General features: G+C 38.1%; 15 protein-coding genes. 3 read left to right on the top strand and 12 right to left on the bottom strand.

Going from position 1 to position 16,138, the window contains the following annotated elements:
* Positions 1 to 115 precede the first annotated feature (115 nt).
* The 6 genes from IQ236_RS07655 to IQ236_RS07630 form a co-directional block, all read right to left on the bottom strand.
* Positions 116 to 331, bottom strand: a complete 216-nt coding sequence (locus tag IQ236_RS07655) for a SpoVT/AbrB domain-containing protein (RefSeq protein WP_193868716.1) — start codon at positions 329 to 331, stop codon at positions 116 to 118.
* 75 nt (positions 332 to 406) lie between these two features.
* Positions 407 to 754: a hypothetical protein gene (locus tag IQ236_RS07650; RefSeq protein ID WP_193868715.1), complete on the bottom strand. Its 348-nt coding sequence runs from the start codon at positions 752 to 754 to the stop codon at positions 407 to 409.
* Between the two features lie 23 nt (positions 755 to 777).
* A complete protein-coding gene (locus IQ236_RS07645) occupies positions 778 to 1,422 on the bottom strand; it encodes an endonuclease NucS domain-containing protein (RefSeq protein ID WP_193868714.1) in 645 nt (214 codons plus the stop codon).
* A gap of 76 nt (positions 1,423 to 1,498) precedes the next feature.
* Positions 1,499 to 1,816, bottom strand: a complete 318-nt coding sequence (locus IQ236_RS07640) for a DUF3067 family protein (protein ID WP_072718806.1) — start codon at positions 1,814 to 1,816, stop codon at positions 1,499 to 1,501.
* 21 nt (positions 1,817 to 1,837) lie between these two features.
* Positions 1,838 to 3,346: a site-2 protease family protein gene (locus IQ236_RS07635; RefSeq protein WP_193868713.1), complete on the bottom strand. Its 1,509-nt coding sequence runs from the start codon at positions 3,344 to 3,346 to the stop codon at positions 1,838 to 1,840.
* A gap of 141 nt (positions 3,347 to 3,487) precedes the next feature.
* Complete coding sequence (locus IQ236_RS07630) at positions 3,488 to 4,780, bottom strand: glycosyltransferase family protein (RefSeq protein WP_193868712.1); 1,293 nt, start codon at positions 4,778 to 4,780, stop codon at positions 3,488 to 3,490.
* 492 nt (positions 4,781 to 5,272) lie between these two features.
* Between IQ236_RS07630 and IQ236_RS07625 the strand changes: the two genes are divergently transcribed.
* Complete coding sequence (locus IQ236_RS07625; RefSeq protein WP_193868711.1) at positions 5,273 to 8,557, top strand: EAL domain-containing protein; 3,285 nt, start codon at positions 5,273 to 5,275, stop codon at positions 8,555 to 8,557.
* Here the strand turns inward: IQ236_RS07625 and fdhD are convergent.
* The 5 genes from fdhD to IQ236_RS07600 all read right to left on the bottom strand — a co-directional run bounded on the left by fdhD (position 8,520) and on the right by IQ236_RS07600 (position 14,288).
* Positions 8,520 to 9,353 (bottom strand): formate dehydrogenase accessory sulfurtransferase FdhD, encoded by an 834-nt coding sequence (gene fdhD / locus IQ236_RS07620; RefSeq protein ID WP_193868710.1) that lies wholly within the window; start codon positions 9,351 to 9,353, stop codon positions 8,520 to 8,522. The genes IQ236_RS07625 and fdhD overlap by 38 nt on opposite strands.
* 209 nt (positions 9,354 to 9,562) lie before the next feature.
* Positions 9,563 to 11,785 (bottom strand): FdhF/YdeP family oxidoreductase, encoded by a 2,223-nt coding sequence (locus IQ236_RS07615; protein ID WP_193868709.1) that lies wholly within the window; start codon positions 11,783 to 11,785, stop codon positions 9,563 to 9,565.
* Between the two features lie 185 nt (positions 11,786 to 11,970).
* Positions 11,971 to 12,159, bottom strand: coding sequence for a CsbD family protein (locus tag IQ236_RS07610; RefSeq protein WP_193868708.1), 189 nt, complete (start codon positions 12,157 to 12,159; stop codon positions 11,971 to 11,973).
* A gap of 140 nt (positions 12,160 to 12,299) precedes the next feature.
* Complete coding sequence (locus IQ236_RS07605) at positions 12,300 to 12,827, bottom strand: cold shock domain-containing protein (RefSeq protein ID WP_193868707.1); 528 nt, start codon at positions 12,825 to 12,827, stop codon at positions 12,300 to 12,302.
* A 48-nt stretch (positions 12,828 to 12,875) separates the two neighbouring features.
* Positions 12,876 to 14,288: an ankyrin repeat domain-containing protein gene (locus tag IQ236_RS07600; protein ID WP_322744102.1), complete on the bottom strand. Its 1,413-nt coding sequence runs from the start codon at positions 14,286 to 14,288 to the stop codon at positions 12,876 to 12,878.
* A 176-nt stretch (positions 14,289 to 14,464) separates the two neighbouring features.
* On the opposite strand from IQ236_RS07600, the gene IQ236_RS07595 reads away from it, so the two are divergent.
* Entirely contained in the window at positions 14,465 to 14,935 is a 471-nt protein-coding gene (locus IQ236_RS07595; protein WP_193868706.1) for a DUF4079 domain-containing protein, read from the top strand.
* Between the two features lie 92 nt (positions 14,936 to 15,027).
* Here the strand turns inward: IQ236_RS07595 and IQ236_RS07590 are convergent, their stop codons facing one another.
* Complete coding sequence (locus IQ236_RS07590; protein WP_322744101.1) at positions 15,028 to 15,468, bottom strand: Fur family transcriptional regulator; 441 nt, start codon at positions 15,466 to 15,468, stop codon at positions 15,028 to 15,030.
* A gap of 164 nt (positions 15,469 to 15,632) precedes the next feature.
* Here IQ236_RS07590 and IQ236_RS07585 point away from each other — a divergent pair, with 164 nt between their 5' ends.
* Complete coding sequence (locus tag IQ236_RS07585) at positions 15,633 to 16,115, top strand: CRR6 family NdhI maturation factor (protein WP_193868705.1); 483 nt, start codon at positions 15,633 to 15,635, stop codon at positions 16,113 to 16,115.
* The last annotated feature ends 23 nt before the right edge of the window (positions 16,116 to 16,138 follow it).

Here is a 16,138-nt window from a genome sequence, read left to right as displayed (position 1 = left end):
GCCTCCAGTATATAAATCTACTATCAATAATGATTGTAGCTTTTATTTTTAATAATTGATATAATCAACATGATTAAACTTAGGGTAGATTGAAGCTGAAGCATCTCAAATATAATTACTCATAACCTGTTTCCTCTCGTCGTTCTTGAATGAACTCATCAACTAAATGACGTTCAGGGTACTTAGATTTTAAAATCCCTCGTAATTTTCCTTGTGGGCGTTGGGTTTCGGCTTTTTTTGCAAGTTCTAGCAATACGATCCGTTTTTGTTCCAGTGGCAATTGTTGGATCAAATCAATAATTTGTTCTGTTGTTAGAGTTAAGGTTGGCATAAGGATTATTCTAAAAGGTTAAATCAAGATAGCGAATATTAGAAGAATATAGTATTTCTTAGTATAACATAAATATTATCTAACAGACCAATCCTCTAAAGCCATCTGGATTATACTATCTACTGAGGTAAAATCAGAAGCATCAACTGGTCTTAGCTTTTGACGAGATTTCATATATTTTCGATAATTGATATAGTAATCTTGGAAACTCTTATAAACCTCATTAATTTCTGTTGTTCTTAAAGGATAACAAGGATTATCTCTATAACAAGCAGTATATAAATCTTCAAGTTTTTCAACATTTATATAATCATCAGTATATATCCTAATAGTAGTTACTATTTTAATATTTTTGTATAGTCTTGGAAAAAGAGTAGGAAAATAAACATATATTTTCAGATCTTTTTCTTCTGGATCATACACAAAAGATACGCAAGTTTTATCAGTTAATAACTCACCCTTTTTATTGAATTTCGCAAAAATATTTCTTTTGTAGAATAATTATATTGAGTCTCTAAACTCAGATCAGGACTATAGGATAGAATTTTTTGAAGGATTAATAAAATCCTTTCTCTAATTTCGGGTTTGTCTAACAAATATCCCTGAATAAAGGAAGGTAAAGACTCAAATAATGAATCTTCTATGATTTCAATTGGAATTTTTGATAAAATTCTATTATCAAGTTTTTTTAGAAGCAAAAAATATTCTCCATTGTCGTATTGTTTGACTTCATGAATTAATAATAAGCAATCAGGAATCATCTTTTGAGCATAATCAATAGTTGAACTATTAAAATGTGAAGCGATCGCAATTAAAAGAAAATTTTTACTAAAATCTACTCGTTTAAAATTAGGATCTTGATGAGATTCTTTTTGGAAAAAATCTTGATATCTTAATAGTTGATTTATACTGGCTTTTCCTTCTCCTTTTTTAAGCTCTAAGATTGCGAGTCTACCTTCAGGGTTAACTCCTAATATATCAGAACGATTTTGTTTATTAATAAAATATTGTCTTTTAACGGGTTCTAAATTAAGTAATGGTTGGAGGTGTAACCAGATAAATTCTTCGAGTAAGGCTTCAGACTTAAACAAAAGTTTTCCCTTGAATGACCTTAACATAATTTTGAGAATAACCTCATAAAGTATTAAGCTAACAATCAACCTTGGTTTAGAACTCCTCCACCATCCACTCTGACGATCTCCCGCCTAAATCTAGGGGAATACTAACGGCTTTTCCTAAACGGGGTTTTTCACGGGTATTGAGAATATAATGTTTCACCTGTTCAGTAGTTCCCCAACTATTCAAATAATCGGCGATCGCATTCAAATGGGCAATATATTCAGCTTCACTGAGGGGAAAAGACATTTGTTCTAAATATTTCCACATAATTTGTAGGAAGATTTTACCCCGTGTCCGTCGTAATTGTAGATCGTAGGACACGCCCCATTTATCTAATAAAAGTTGACGTAGATCTTCACCTGTCATGGTTAGATTTCCCCCCTAAGATTAACTGCCAATTCCTAACCCTCTAGCTAACCCTGGTGTCAGGGGAAATAGGGTTGCAATCATTAAAAATAAAACCAATAATCCCAAGGCTGCGCGAGTATCATCGGGCTCGGTTAATTCATTTAAACTGGGGCGTTCTAAATTCCGTTGTAAAATCAAAATTACTAAAGCCCAATACAGCGCTAAAGGATTGGCTAAAGATGCGATCGCTAATACAATAAAGGTCGCTAAGGTTGAACGTCCGGCAATTTTTCGACCATAAATCGCCTGCATAATTCGTCCCCCATCCAATTGTCCCGCAGGCATTAAATTTAAGGCAGTAATCACTAATCCAAACCACCCAATTAACGCCAAAGGATGAATATCTACGGTGGTTTGATGCAATTGTGAACCTAAAATTGCCCGTGATAAAGTTCCGACCAAAACTGATCCTTGAAAAAATTCCGTTGGAACTTTAAATAAACTCCCTGGATGAGATAGAAATAACCCACTAATTAACATTAATAAAGATAATCCCCCTCCGGCGGCTGGCCCTGCAAAAGCGACATCAAATAAAACCGTTCTATTGGGTAAAACCGATTCAAAACGGTTGAAGGCGCCAAAGGTTCCGATTTGAATCGTCGGAATAAAAAACGGCCAGCTAAATTTAATATTATGACGTTTGGCTATGACTTGATGGGCAATTTCATGGAGCATTAAAATGGTGATAATCCCGATGGCAATCGGTAAAAGTTCAGGATAGCGATTAATATTTTCAGAAAAATCGAATCCTAATAATAAACCAGCCGCTTCAAAAATAGTACCAACCGTAATTACCCCTAAAATAAGTGCTAAAATTTTTTGAGTGATTGAAGTAGTTGCAGGCTCATTGGTGCGGGGAAGAACAATCACAACGGGTTTACCATCAGGATTATCCACTAAAAATAACCGTAAGCGATCGCCAATTCGTTGTTGTAATTTTGTAGATAATTGTTGATAAGCCGTTTCAGGATCACTGCGAAGATTTCCTTTAAAAATTGCCCCATCTTGATAGGGAATGGTTTCTGTGGCAAAAAACGTATCAACGCCAAAAATCCCTTGAATAATTTTGAGATCGTCTGGAGATAAAGGAACAGGTTGCAAAGGAGAAATCGGGTCAGAAACAGGGGTGACAGAATCTGAGGGCGGGTGCTGGGTCGCTTCCGATGAAGTTGAACTGTCCACAGCATCGGGTTTGGGTTCAGGGGGAGACACTGCATCTTGATTGGCGATTTCTCGAAGTTTTCGGCCAATCATTATATATAACCCTGTGGAGGCTACAAATAAGAATAAGATACTAACCACATTCAGGTAGATTCCTAGGGCTGCCAAGGTGAAAAATAGCAACCAAGGGGACATTAACGCGACGGATTGCAACCAGGATAATAAACCTAGTTTTCCGTAAGGTCTAGCGCGATAATACCCCCAACCTAGGATGCCAAGGACAACAAAAAGAACTAGAACAGTGGTGTTATCAGATGCAGTAAACATTATTGACCTTAATTTTAAGCTTTGGGAGAGAATCTACATACATAAAAGCATAATAGCAATCGGCTCTTTAGCGGTTGGGATGTCCTAACTCCTGGCTATTCTCCGGTCAAGTCGTGCGGAACAGGAGTCCTCTGACTCGATTTAGATCGAATTTAAGGGGTTAGGACTCTTGGGCTGGGGGTTGGAATCCTCTAGGGGGATGAAGTCAGGATTGGCGGCTAAAATGGCTTTGGCTTCGGCCATATCTCGACGGGTGGCTTCCCGCAATTGTTCGCGCAGGGCGGGCATAGCAGCTAAAGCCCTTGTCCAGTCGGGAATTTGAGCAGCGGCTGGATTTTGAAAAAATTCTTCCCCAGCTTCAGCGATGACTTGTTGAAAGATATCAACCGTTGCCTCTTCTTGATGACGATCGTAATGTAAATTATTAAATCGAGCATCAACAAAATATTGACGGGTAAAATCTTGAGCTTCTCGTGTAAATTTAATTCGTAGGGTGTGAATTTGTTCGCGGGTAACAACGACTCGTTCGGTTTCGATTAAGGTTCGCAAAATTGACCGCAGAACATCGGAACACATTTTGCGTAATCCTTCTTGGGAAGAGTTGCCAATGACTTGATGTTTATGATCAAAATTTCCGAGGTCAATTTGAGCAATTCTTTGGGGGGCAAGATTGCGATAGACTTCTGCTAATAACCCGATTTCTAAACCCCAATTACTCGGAATTCGAGTATTGAGGGCAATATCATTTGTTAGGGCAAATTCACCGGATAGAGGATAACGATAGGCACTTAAATAACGTAAATAATTATTATAACCATATAAATCCATTAAGGCGACCAGTAATGGCGTTACAAATAGACGCATAACGCGACCATGAAAGCCTCTGGGTTCTCCGCCTAAACGGGCATAATAGGCTTTATTGAATGAAATTCCCAGTTCTTTTTCCAGGAGGGGAAATAATAGTTTCAGGGGATAGGATTTATCATAAGTAATAATATCCGCATCATGAAGGGCGATCGCTTCTGCTTGTAAAGATACCACCCCTAAACCAATCCACACCGCCCGACCTTTGCCTTTGAAACTCATCAGGTCTAAGCCTTTTTCCCGCAATTTTTCTAATAATTGATTAACTCTAGGGCTATTTTCCCAAATCACTAAAGTCGGTTGGGGTAAGACACTAAAAAAGTGAACGGCTTTTGTGTATTGTTCAAGGCTTTTAGCATATAAACAAACCACAACAGTATTGACAAACTGGCAGGTTGTCAGACAATCTCGAATTCGAGTTAAAGCAGGACGTTCTAATTCTTCATATAAAGCCGGAATCAATACAGCCGTGGGGAAAGTTTCACACAGTTGAGTGAGTCGGGCTTCCAATAAATCAAGATCACAACCAAAGTCGTGAATCGTGGTAATTAATTCTTGCTTATAATCCATTATAGTCACCCAACTCCCAAGGCGGCAAGCCAATGATAAATTCCATCCTAACACTGAACGGCAAAGACGGATACAAATTTTTACAACATAGTCTCAGGAAAGCCTCACCTAGGATCAAGTGCTAGATAAATCAGCAGTGGGTTTTAAGGCTGTTCAGGGTTTAAATTTAGTCTTTAAAAAAAACTTGATTTGTGTCATACTAAAGTTAGTTTTAAAATTAATAATAGTCGGCTAAAATCCGCATCTATTATCAGGGATAAGAGGTTGAGATTCAGTCAACCCTTAAAACTCTGTTTGAGCGACCCAAACAATGGGGAGGTTCGTTGAACACTAAGGAGATAGTATCTTAATAGTTAGAAAACAGCATTCTTGAATTTAATGTGATGATTTATGTCCGGGTTTTGACTTTTAATATTCAATCGGGTATGCTTTTGTATCAGACTATACTATAAACTCAGTAAACCGCCAGAGCGATTAACCTAATCTTATATTATGCAACAGGAAGAAGCAAGTATCCTCAATCAGGATTTTGTGGCACTAGAAGAAGAATTTATTAATACTCCGGGTAGAATACAACCTCATGGTCTTTTGTTAACGTTACAAGAGCCTGATTTAAAAATTTTACAAGTCAGCAGAAATGCTTTAAGGCTGTTTGGGATTTCTGTGTCTGCTTTTCTAAATCGACCCTTGAGCCATTTTTTAAACAAACTCCAATTTTTTCAAATCCAAGACTGTTTAATTAGCAACAATTTTCAATATTATAACCCGATTCATCTGATTTTTCATATTAAAAATAAAAAAATTATCTGTGATGGAATTCTCCATCGATATCAGGATAATGTGATTTTAGAATTAGAGCTAAATCAGGATGAAAATGTTACCTTTATCAATTTTTATCATCTAGTTAGATCCTCTGTTTGTAAGATTCAAAGTGCCACAAATTTTCAAGATTTAAGTTTATTTTTGTCTCAGGAAATTCGCAAAATTAGCGGATTTGATCGGGTTATGGTCTATCAATTTGATCAAGAAAAAAATGGAGTTGTGATTGCTGAAGATAAACAGGAAGATTTAGAAAGTTTGTTAGGGCTTCATTATCCTCACCTAGATATTCCTGAATTTGCGAGAGATCTTTATCAGCGAAATTGGCTGCGATTATTAGTTGATATTAATCATCAACCCGTTGATATTGTACCTCCGATTCATCCCCTAACCCAAAAACCCTTAGATTTAAGTTTTTCGGTGCTGCGTTCTGTTTCTCCCTGTCATTTAGAATATCTTAGAAATATGGGAGTTCAAGCAACCCTTTGTATTTCTTTAATTAAAAAAGAAAGCCTTTGGGGTTTAATTGCTTGTCATCATTATTCTCCTCGTTATGTCTCTTATACCATCCGCAAAGCTTGTGAATTTCTCGGACAAGTTATGGCGGTAGAATTACCCTATAAAGAAATTAGTGAAGATTACCTCTATTACCGTGAAAAACTCAAATTAGTTAGTAAAAATTTACTCAATGCCCCGGCTTTAGAAACTTCCTTTATCCAAAGTTTAGCACAAGACCAAACCAATTTACTGAATTTAGTTAAAGCTCAAGGGGCTATGATTCGGTTTGGAGAAGATGTCATGTTAGTTGGTCAAACCCCTCCTTTAGGAGAAGTTCAAAAACTCATTGACTGGTTATCTCAATATTGCCATCAAGAAATATTTTATACGGATTGTTTGCCAAAATTGTATCCCCAAGCCGAATCTTATAAAGATTTAGTCAGTGGAATTATGGCTATTTCTTTATCTCCCAATCAAAGTGAATATCATTTAATTTGGTTTAGGCCAGAAGTAATTCAAACGGTGAACTGGGCTGGAAATCCCCAAGACTCTATTGAAATTGAACAACAAGGATTGCGTCGATTAACCCCACGCCAATCCTTTGAACTCTGGAAAGAAACCGTTAAATTAAAATCCTTACCTTGGAAACCTATTGAAATTGAAACAGCCCAAGAATTAAGAAATTCTTTAATGTTAGCCGCCTTAGAATCCAGTGAACATCAGTTAAGACAAAGCAAAGAATTAGCCCAAGTCACGTTACAATCCATTGGTGATGCCGTGATTACCACTAATAGCCAAGGACAGATTGAATCCCTCAATCCTGTGGCTGAAGAATTAACAGGTTGGTCAGTTTTAGAAGCCAAAGGTTTACCCTTAAAGGATGTGTTCAAAATTCTGGATGTAAAAACTCATCTCTTTAGTGAAAATCCCGTTGAAAAAGTTTTAAAAGAAGGGTGTATTTTTGATTTTTCAGATAATGTTATTTTAAGGGCAAAGGATGGGAAAGAACGGGCAATTGATAATTCTGCGGCTCCTATCCGTAGCCGAGATGGTGCGATTATTGGTGCTGTTTTAGTGTTTCGAGATGTCACCCAAGAACGAGAACTTGCGAATCGATTATCTTGGCAAGCTTGTCATGATTCCTTAACCGGATTAATAAATCGCAGTGAATTTGAAAAACAGGTGACAAAAACGTTAAAATTAGTCCGCGAATCTCCCCATCATCATGCCATTTGTTATTTAGATTTAGACCAATTTAAAATTGTCAATGATACCTGTGGACATCTAGCCGGGGATGAACTTCTACGACAATTAAGTTGTTTGTTACAAAATCAAGTCACAGAACGAGATACCTTAGCCCGTTTAGGAGGAGATGAATTTGGTTTATTGTTAAATTACTATTCCTTAGATGAAGCCCAAAAAAAAGCAGTAGATTTGTGTAATGTAGTTCGAGATTTTCGCTTTGCTTGGGACGAAAAAGTTTTTTCCATTGGAGTCAGTATTGGATTAGTACCAATCACTGATAAAACTCATGATTTAGCAACGGTTTTGAGTGCAGCAGATGCGGCTTGTTATGCGGCAAAAAATCAAGGTCGTAACCGGGTTCACCTCTATCACGCCGATGACCAAGAGTTGATTCAACAACGTCGTGAAATTCGCTGGGCGGCCCGAATTCCTCAAGCCCTAGAAGAAAATCGCTTCTGTTTATATTATCAACCGATTATGGACATTAATCCCGCGACAAAACCCCATAAACATGGTGAAGTTTTACTGCGGTTACGAGACACTTCCGGTCAATTAATTTCACCGATGGCATTTATTCCAGCAGCAGAACGATATGATTTAATGAAAAGCATTGACCGTTGGGTTATTCGCACTGTTTTTCAACATTTAGAACAGCATTATCTCTCTATCTCTCTCCCCGAAAATCTAGCAGAGATTCAAGAATTTTATGCAATTAACTTGTCCGGGGCTAGTTTGAATGATGATGAATTTATTGAGTTTCTCCATGAACAGTTTGCACAATATAAAGTTCCTCCCCAAGTTATTTGCTTTGAAATTACAGAAACCCTTGCTATTGCTAACCTCAAAAAAGCAGTACAACTGATACAATCTTTTAAAAGATTAGGGTGTTCTTTTGCTCTGGATGACTTTGGTAGTGGAATGTCTTCTTTTTCTTATCTAAAAACCCTGCCCATTGATTATTTAAAAATTGATGGGGGTTTTGTTAAAGATATTTTAACTGACCCCGTTGCTCGTGAAATTGTTGAGGCTATTCATCGTATTGGTCATGTGATGAAGATTAAAACCATTGCCGAATTTGTAGAAAACGATGCTATTTTAACAGAACTCAAAAAAATTGGCATTAACTATGCTCAAGGCTATGGAATTGGCAAACCTCAACCCTTTATTCTTCCGGTTATTAAAAGCGGAGGCGAGACAAACCTGAATAAACATTAAATCGTTGACCGCGTAAAAATCCAATCAGAGTAAGATTAAACGCCTGGGCTAAACTCACCGCTAAACTACTGGGTGCAGAAACCGCACAAATGATGGGAATTTTTGCCATCAAACACTTTTGAATAATTTCAAAGCTGGTGCGTCCACTCACCATCACCATTCTCTGATTTAGAGGTAATTCATCGGCTAAAAAAGCTGACCCAATTAACTTATCTAAAGCATTATGACGTCCGACATCTTCGCGTAATTTTAATAAATTCCCCTCTGGATTAAATAATGCCGCAGCGTGTAACCCCCCGGTTTTATGAAACACACTCTGCGCTTTGTTTAATTGTTCAGGTAAATTATAGATAATATTAGCCGTAACCTGCCAATCTTCTGTTAAAATCGGACAACCTTTTTGCTCTAAAGATTCAATACTTGCTTTCCCACAAACTCCGCAGGAACTATTTGTAAAAAAATGACGTTCTAAGGATTTAAAATCAAGGTTTAATTCCGGTTTTAGGGTGACATTAATAATATTTTGTCGTTGTTCTCCATCAATATTAGGGTCAACGCAATAACTCATTTTGACAATATCAGATTTATTTCTTATTATTCCTTCACTATACAAAAATCCAGCGACTAATTCAAAATCAGCCCCAGGGGTTCGCATCGTCACTGCCAGGGTTTTGTTGGTCGGAGATAAGCGAATTTCTAAGGGTTCTTCCGTTGCCAATTCATCAAGACGAGAGCTTTCTTTCCCCTCAGAAACCACCCAAATTTTTGCTTTCGTTTTACTATTACCTGTATTCATAATTCCTAACTTAAAAACCCGCTTCTTTTTCCTTATATTGTAACTTTAGACCCAGGTTTAACCCTAGAAACCTGGTTTCTAAATTACCTATCTCTGTAGAAGTTGTGAAACAGTCCTGTAGGGGTTGGGTCATCCAACCCAGGTGCCTAGAGGGTTTGAAAACCAAACCCCTACAATAAAATATTACAACCTCAGTGCGAATTTCAACATCATATTTTTTCCAGTTTAACAATCGCATTATAATCAGGAACGCCTTCAGAAGAGCGTTTATCTTTATCCAGCAAAACGTTTCCTTCCGGCCAATGAACTTGTAAATTTTTAGGAGTCATAGGGGCAAGATAAATCCGTCCTTGATAATCTCCATACTCATTGATTAACCTGACTTTATCTCCCTGATTTAAACCCAACTGTTCTGCATCAATAGGGTTGATTAATATGGCTTCTCGCATCGCCCCGGTAATAGCATCTTTGCTTTCCTGTACCATACTATTAAACTGTTTTCCCCGTCTTGTAGCGACGAAGAAATGCCCCTCTGGTAAGGTTTCAAGGGTTGGGGATAAGGAACAAAAATGAGCCTTTCCATCAACTGTGGGAAACTGCCAACCAAAACATAAATGTGCTCCCCCATATTGAAATTGATCTCCCGCTTCTTTTAAATGTTGAATCCCCGCATATTGAGGGATAACTTGAGCGATTTCTTGACGGATTTCGGCTGTTGTTTCAAAGGTTAATTGTTGGGTTAATTCAGGACGAAATCGCCGCGCTAACTCCATAAAAACTTGCCATTCTGGACGCGCTTCTCCTATCCTTGGCCCCGGAATTTCAGGGCTAAAAATTACCCGTCTTTCTGTTGTGGTTTCTGTCACTCCGCCGGGTACTTCATAACGGGTTGTAGCAGGTAATATTAATACCGTTTCTCCCGGTTCTATTAACATTTGATGAGAACAAATAATATCCGCATGAACCCGCAAGGAAACCGTTTTTAAAGCGGTTTCTACAAAGTCCGGGTCGGGCATCACTTCCAAAAAATTCCCCCCAACGGAAAATAGAACATCAAGGTTATTTTCTGAAGCCGCTTGAATCATTTCTGCGGTCATTAAACCGGGTGTTTCAGGAACATCAAACCCCCATAAATTTGAAAGTTCTGCTGCATTTGCAGGGTTAATTTTTCGCCCTCCAGGGAATACCGTTGCATAACATCCCATTTCCGCCCCCCCTTGCACCCCAGAATGTCCGCGAATGGGCATTAAACCACAACCTTCTCGTCCGACAAATCCCTTAGTTAAGGCTAAATTAATAATCGCTTTCACATTATCTTCCCCACATTCATGTTGAGTAATGCCCATACTCCACACAAATACCGCTTTTTCTGCTTCGTGAACCATTTGAGCAAACCGATACATTTCCTCACGATTTGTACCCGAAACTTGCTCTAACAATTCCCAAGATTGTTGATCTAAATTAACTTTTAAAGTATCGAAATCTGTGGTATAATGATTAATAAAATTATTGTCAACCCAATTCTGTTCAATTAAATGTTTAATCACCCCATTAATAAACGCTAAATCCCCATTTAGATTAACTAAAAAGAAATCCTCAGCAAATTTAGTTCCAAATAAAGCACTTTCAGGAATTGACGGAACCCAATATCGTTCCATTCCCGGTTCTCGATAAGTATTAATCACAACAATGCGAGTTCCGGCTTTTTTTGCCCAGTGTAAATATTTAACCGTAACAGGTTGATTATTGGCAACATTTGACCCGAAAAAGACTAATAAATCCGTTCCTATCCAATCTTTATAGGAACAAGTCGTTGCTCCGACTCCTAACGTTGATTTTAAAGCCCCGGTACTGGGAGAATGGCAAATTCTCGCCGCATTATCAATATTATTACTTCCTATCGCCCTTACTGCTTTTTGAGTTGCATAATAGGTTTCATTCACCGTCCCTCGACTGGTAATATAAAACCCTAATTTCTGTGGAGAAGTGGCTTTAATTTTTGTCGCGATTAAATCTAATGCTTCATCCCAACTAATGCGTCGAAACCCTTTATCTCCTTTATCCCGTCTCATCGGATAAGGAACTCGCCCTAATTCTCGTAATTCCGCACTACTTTTTTGTTTTAATTCCGCTACATTTTCTAATACTTTAGGGTCAAATGCAGCCATCGTATTTAACCGCAATAACCGCAGACGAACATTACACAAATGTAACCCGTCTAACGTCCAATCTTTCATCCCGGTAGTTCCCAAGGAACAGCCATCACAAACCCCATTATTTAAGATATCCCAAGTATAGGAAAATTGATCTTTATTCACCCAAGCCGCGCGAAACACTTCCCAATAATTATTCGGATATTGTTCTCCTAAACCAAAAGGTTTCCAACTCGCCCAATATTCCGGGTTCCATAATTTGTTGGGTTTTCGCAACATTCCTTTATTCCTCAATTGCGATGGGTCTGATTAATTTTACCCTAAAAAGGGTGAGGTTATGATATTAATATTTTAACAGGTTTATAAGGGCGAGGTCACCTCGCCCCTACCCTGGAAATTGCGTTCTAGGTATTAATCACTTTAGTTGATACTGAAACCTCAAAATACCTCCCCGACAATAAATTTTAAAGGTCTCGTGAAGCTTGATTCACTTTTTCTTTAATATTCTCAACAGAATGTTGAAATTGAGCTTCAGCTTGCTTGGCTCTTCCTTCGGCTTTATCTTGAGGATCACCCGTAATTTCACCGATGGCTTCTTGTGCTTTTCCTTCTATATTTTTAGCCGTTGCGTCCATTCTTTCTTTCATACTCATTTTAGCCTTCCTTATTTTTAAACAAAGTTTAATTTTGATACTTAGAATTATAAAAAATTTAAAACCCTTTACCTTCTATCCCAAGATAGAAAACAGGGAACAGAACCATAAAAATAAGGAGTTATACTCAATCGGTTTAACTATCTAGGTGCTTTACGCCAACCCTTTTTGAGTGCCTCTGACTCTGTACAAAACCACTTTTCTCCTTTTGCTCGATCAATAACGACTGATTTATAATCTTTCATCCCCGGAATATGATATAATTTATTGCCTCCACTATAGGATATATTGCCTTTAATTTTACATCGGGGTTTGATAATAGATTGAATTATAGGAGGAGATTGACTCGGAATACCTTCTATAATAAAAAGAAAAATTATAGCGACAATCACATACTTGAAAATATTTATTAATATGCTCTTTTTGATGCGTTTATTCGAGTTTAATTCCCATAGATATTGATCATCTTGAATAAAAGCTTTACTCGCTCTTACTTTTCCATTTGCTTCAGTTTTCTGCTCATAGACAATTATATCTCCGACTTTTGGGCGACGACTTGCACCCTTCAATACACTAATATGCAAAAAAACATCTTTACTCCCCTTATCGGGTTTAATAAAGCCAAAACCTTGATCATTTTTCCAGATCGTCAGTTGCCCTTTTTTCATAACAAATTTTATATTTAAGTTTCATTCATTATCATTCCTAAATCTTAATTATTCTTGAGCATTGGCATTTCTCAACTGTTGAACAACAGATTTATAACCCTGAAATTCAGCTAACATTAAAGCGGTGTATCCGCCTTGATTTTTGTCATTAATATTAGCCCCAAACTCAATTAATAATTTAACCGTTTCTTCATAACCCCGTGAAGCTGCCCACATCAATGCAGTCGAATCCGAATCATCCTTGATATTAACATCTGCGCCTCGATTTAAAAGTACCTTAACAATACTAATATCTCCCCGAATTGCTGCTTTCATTAAAGCTGTTTTTCCCTGAGCTTCACAACTATTAATATCAGCCCCAGACTCTAATAAAATCTCAATTAATTCAATATTTCCGCCTTGAATTGCAGTTGTTAATAGGGTTTCTCCAAATATTTTTTGATTTAAAATATTAGGCAAATTTTCAGTATTTGCTTTTTTAACTAATAATTTAAATATCTCAGGATAACCTTGTAATATTGACACCATCAGGGGAGTATCACCCAAACGATTTTTGACATCAACCCTAGCTCCGTGATTAAGTAATAATTCCACGATTTCTATATGACCTTCAACTACTGCTAAATTTAAGGCAGTTTCTCCATCCTGATCGCTTGCATGAACCTCTGCACCTGACTCTAATAATAATTCTGCGATCGCTAAATGACCCGCAGCAGCAGCAGCCATTAACGCTGTTCCCCCATCATTATTGCTGCGATTAATATCAGCATTTGCCGCCAATAATATTCTAACTAACTCAATATTTCCCCCATCCACTGCTAACATTAAAGGGGTTTCTCCATCTCGGTTACAAACATTCACATCCACCCCAGCCGCTAATAACATTTGTACCCCTTGAATGGCTTGCTGTTGTGTCGCTTGCAAAAGCACTAAACCCACATTTGGATCAGAATTTCCCGCTTTCAGCAAAGCCTCAATAATTGATAAATGTCCCTTAGACAACGCTAATTTTAAAGCTGTATCTCGATCTTGATCTTCAAGGGTGACATCCGCTCCCGCCACTAATAATAAATCAACCATTTCTGTATCACCCTTCAACGCCGCCGCCATTAACGCCGTACTTCCATCTTCATTTTTAGCATTAATATTCGCCCCCCGTTCAATTAATAAACGAGCCACATCTAATTGATGATGAGCCGCCGCCAACATTAAGGCTGTTATTCCATAACGTTTACTGGCATAATTAACATCAGCCCCTTTATCGAGTAAGACACGAACAATTTCCGTATATCCCTTCGTTGTCGCCAACATGAGGACGCTAATGCCCTCTTTATCCTTAACATTAGGATTCACACCCCTATAGAGTAAAGCACGGGTGTTAATCATATTCCCCGTTTTAACGGCATGAATCAATTGGCTGTTTTGTTTAGTTGCGCCCATGTTGGGTTGTGGAACAGGCATCTTGCCTGTTAAGTGTGTTAAATAGGGTATCAGCGTCTAACAATTGTGTTCAAACAATTTACCTGAATCTTCGCAGGCAGATTCAAAAAGATCAAGTGATCCACAAGGGTGACTGATGACGCTTAACTGGTGTATGCTAAGTTTTATTAAGTTTGATTGCTTCCTCAGAGAACACTATGGATTTGACCCTTGCAGCATCGATTAAGCCTTGGCTGAATTTCTTTCATCCCCTCCTGATGTGGATTTTATTAGGATTATCCGTTTATGCGATGTATTTGGGTGTCCAAATTCGTCGCACCCGTGAAGCCCAAGGCGACACCAAAAAAGAATTAATTAAAGGAAAATTTAATCTTAAACATCACCAAATCGGTTCCCTGCTGTTGGCTTTGATGGTTTTGGGAACAATTGGCGGGATGGGTGTCACTTATATTAACAACGGTAAACTCTTCGTTGGCCCCCACCTCTTAGCAGGACTGGGAATGACCGGAATGATAGCCATTTCTGCGTCTTTAACCCCTTATATGCAAAAAGGAGCAGATTGGGCTAGAGTCAGCCACATTGCTCTCAATACCTTAATTCTAGGACTCTTTGCTTGGCAAGCTGTCACTGGAATGGAAATTGTGCAGAAAATTATTAGCAATCTGTAAGAGTTCACGGTTAACTGTTAACAGTTAACCGTTTTTTCGAGTTAAATTTTAGCTGGATTAAGCCTTGAGAATATCCTAAATTGTCCCCTTTCCTAATTCAATTCATCGATATTCCCAGAATTAACCCGATAACCGTAAAAATTAATTTGATAATCCGTAATTTTGACTCCGGTTTGTTGTTCAACTAAGGTTAATAATTCCGGGGGTAATTCGATATGGACATCTAAAATCTGATCCGTATCCAAACAATTGACATGGGAATGGGAATCACTAATATGTCCATATAAACGACCATCAGAGCGTTCCACACACTCAATAATATTTTCACGGGATAAAGCCTCTAAATTTTGATAAACCGATGTATGACCAATGGCTTTCCCCTGTTGATTTAATCGATCATAAATCTCCCGTGCTGATAAATGTTCTTGAGCTTGCCAAAGCAACTCTAAAATTAAACGCCTCTGACGACTCAGCCGCATTCCTCTAGCTTGACAAGAATTTATGGCATCTTCTAAAGAACGAATCGGTTTCACTACTCTCGCCTCAGTTTATTTATCGAATTTCAATAGTTTTGAGATAACAGATTAAACGCTCACACTATGCTTCCATTGTATCTTAGGGATTTTAACGAACTTCCGTTATCCTCGTCCCATCTAAAATTAATCTAAAATCGACTGCAATCTAAGGTTGACATTGAATGGCAATTACAATAACGCTAAATTCTGAGCAAGTAAATCATTTAGATTTGTCCCCTGTTCAAACCGTCATTGAACCCCTCCTCAAAAATACCGCGATTAGCCCTTATGAACAGCAAATCAGCTTCGTGATCGACTATTCTCGTGACCCAGAAGACCCCAGAGAAATTTCAGAAGTTCCTGAAGTCCGATTATGGTTCATTCGCCTAGATACTCGTTATCCTTGGCTACCCTTTTTTCTGGACTGGAAATCCGGTGAACTCGCCCGTTATGTGGCGATGCTCGTTCCCCATCAATTCCATCGTACCGAAGGTATCCAATATAACCCCGAAGCCCTGGAAATCTTTTTAATGCAAAAAATCTTTATCCTCAACGACTGGCTCACCCAACACCACCTCCCCCCCAAATCCCGCCTCATGGCAATGGCCCAAATGCTCGGCTACGACCTCGATGATTCCTTCTTTGAATATATCGTTAACCCTTAACCCTTAACCCTCCCCCTCTCCCC

It is taken from the genome of Planktothrix mougeotii LEGE 06226, from assembly GCF_015207485.1.
Classification (GTDB): Bacteria; Cyanobacteriota; Cyanobacteriia; order Cyanobacteriales; family Microcoleaceae; genus Planktothrix.
Note: the sequence above shows the minus strand (reverse complement) of the source record. Positions and strands in the feature narration are given on the sequence as shown.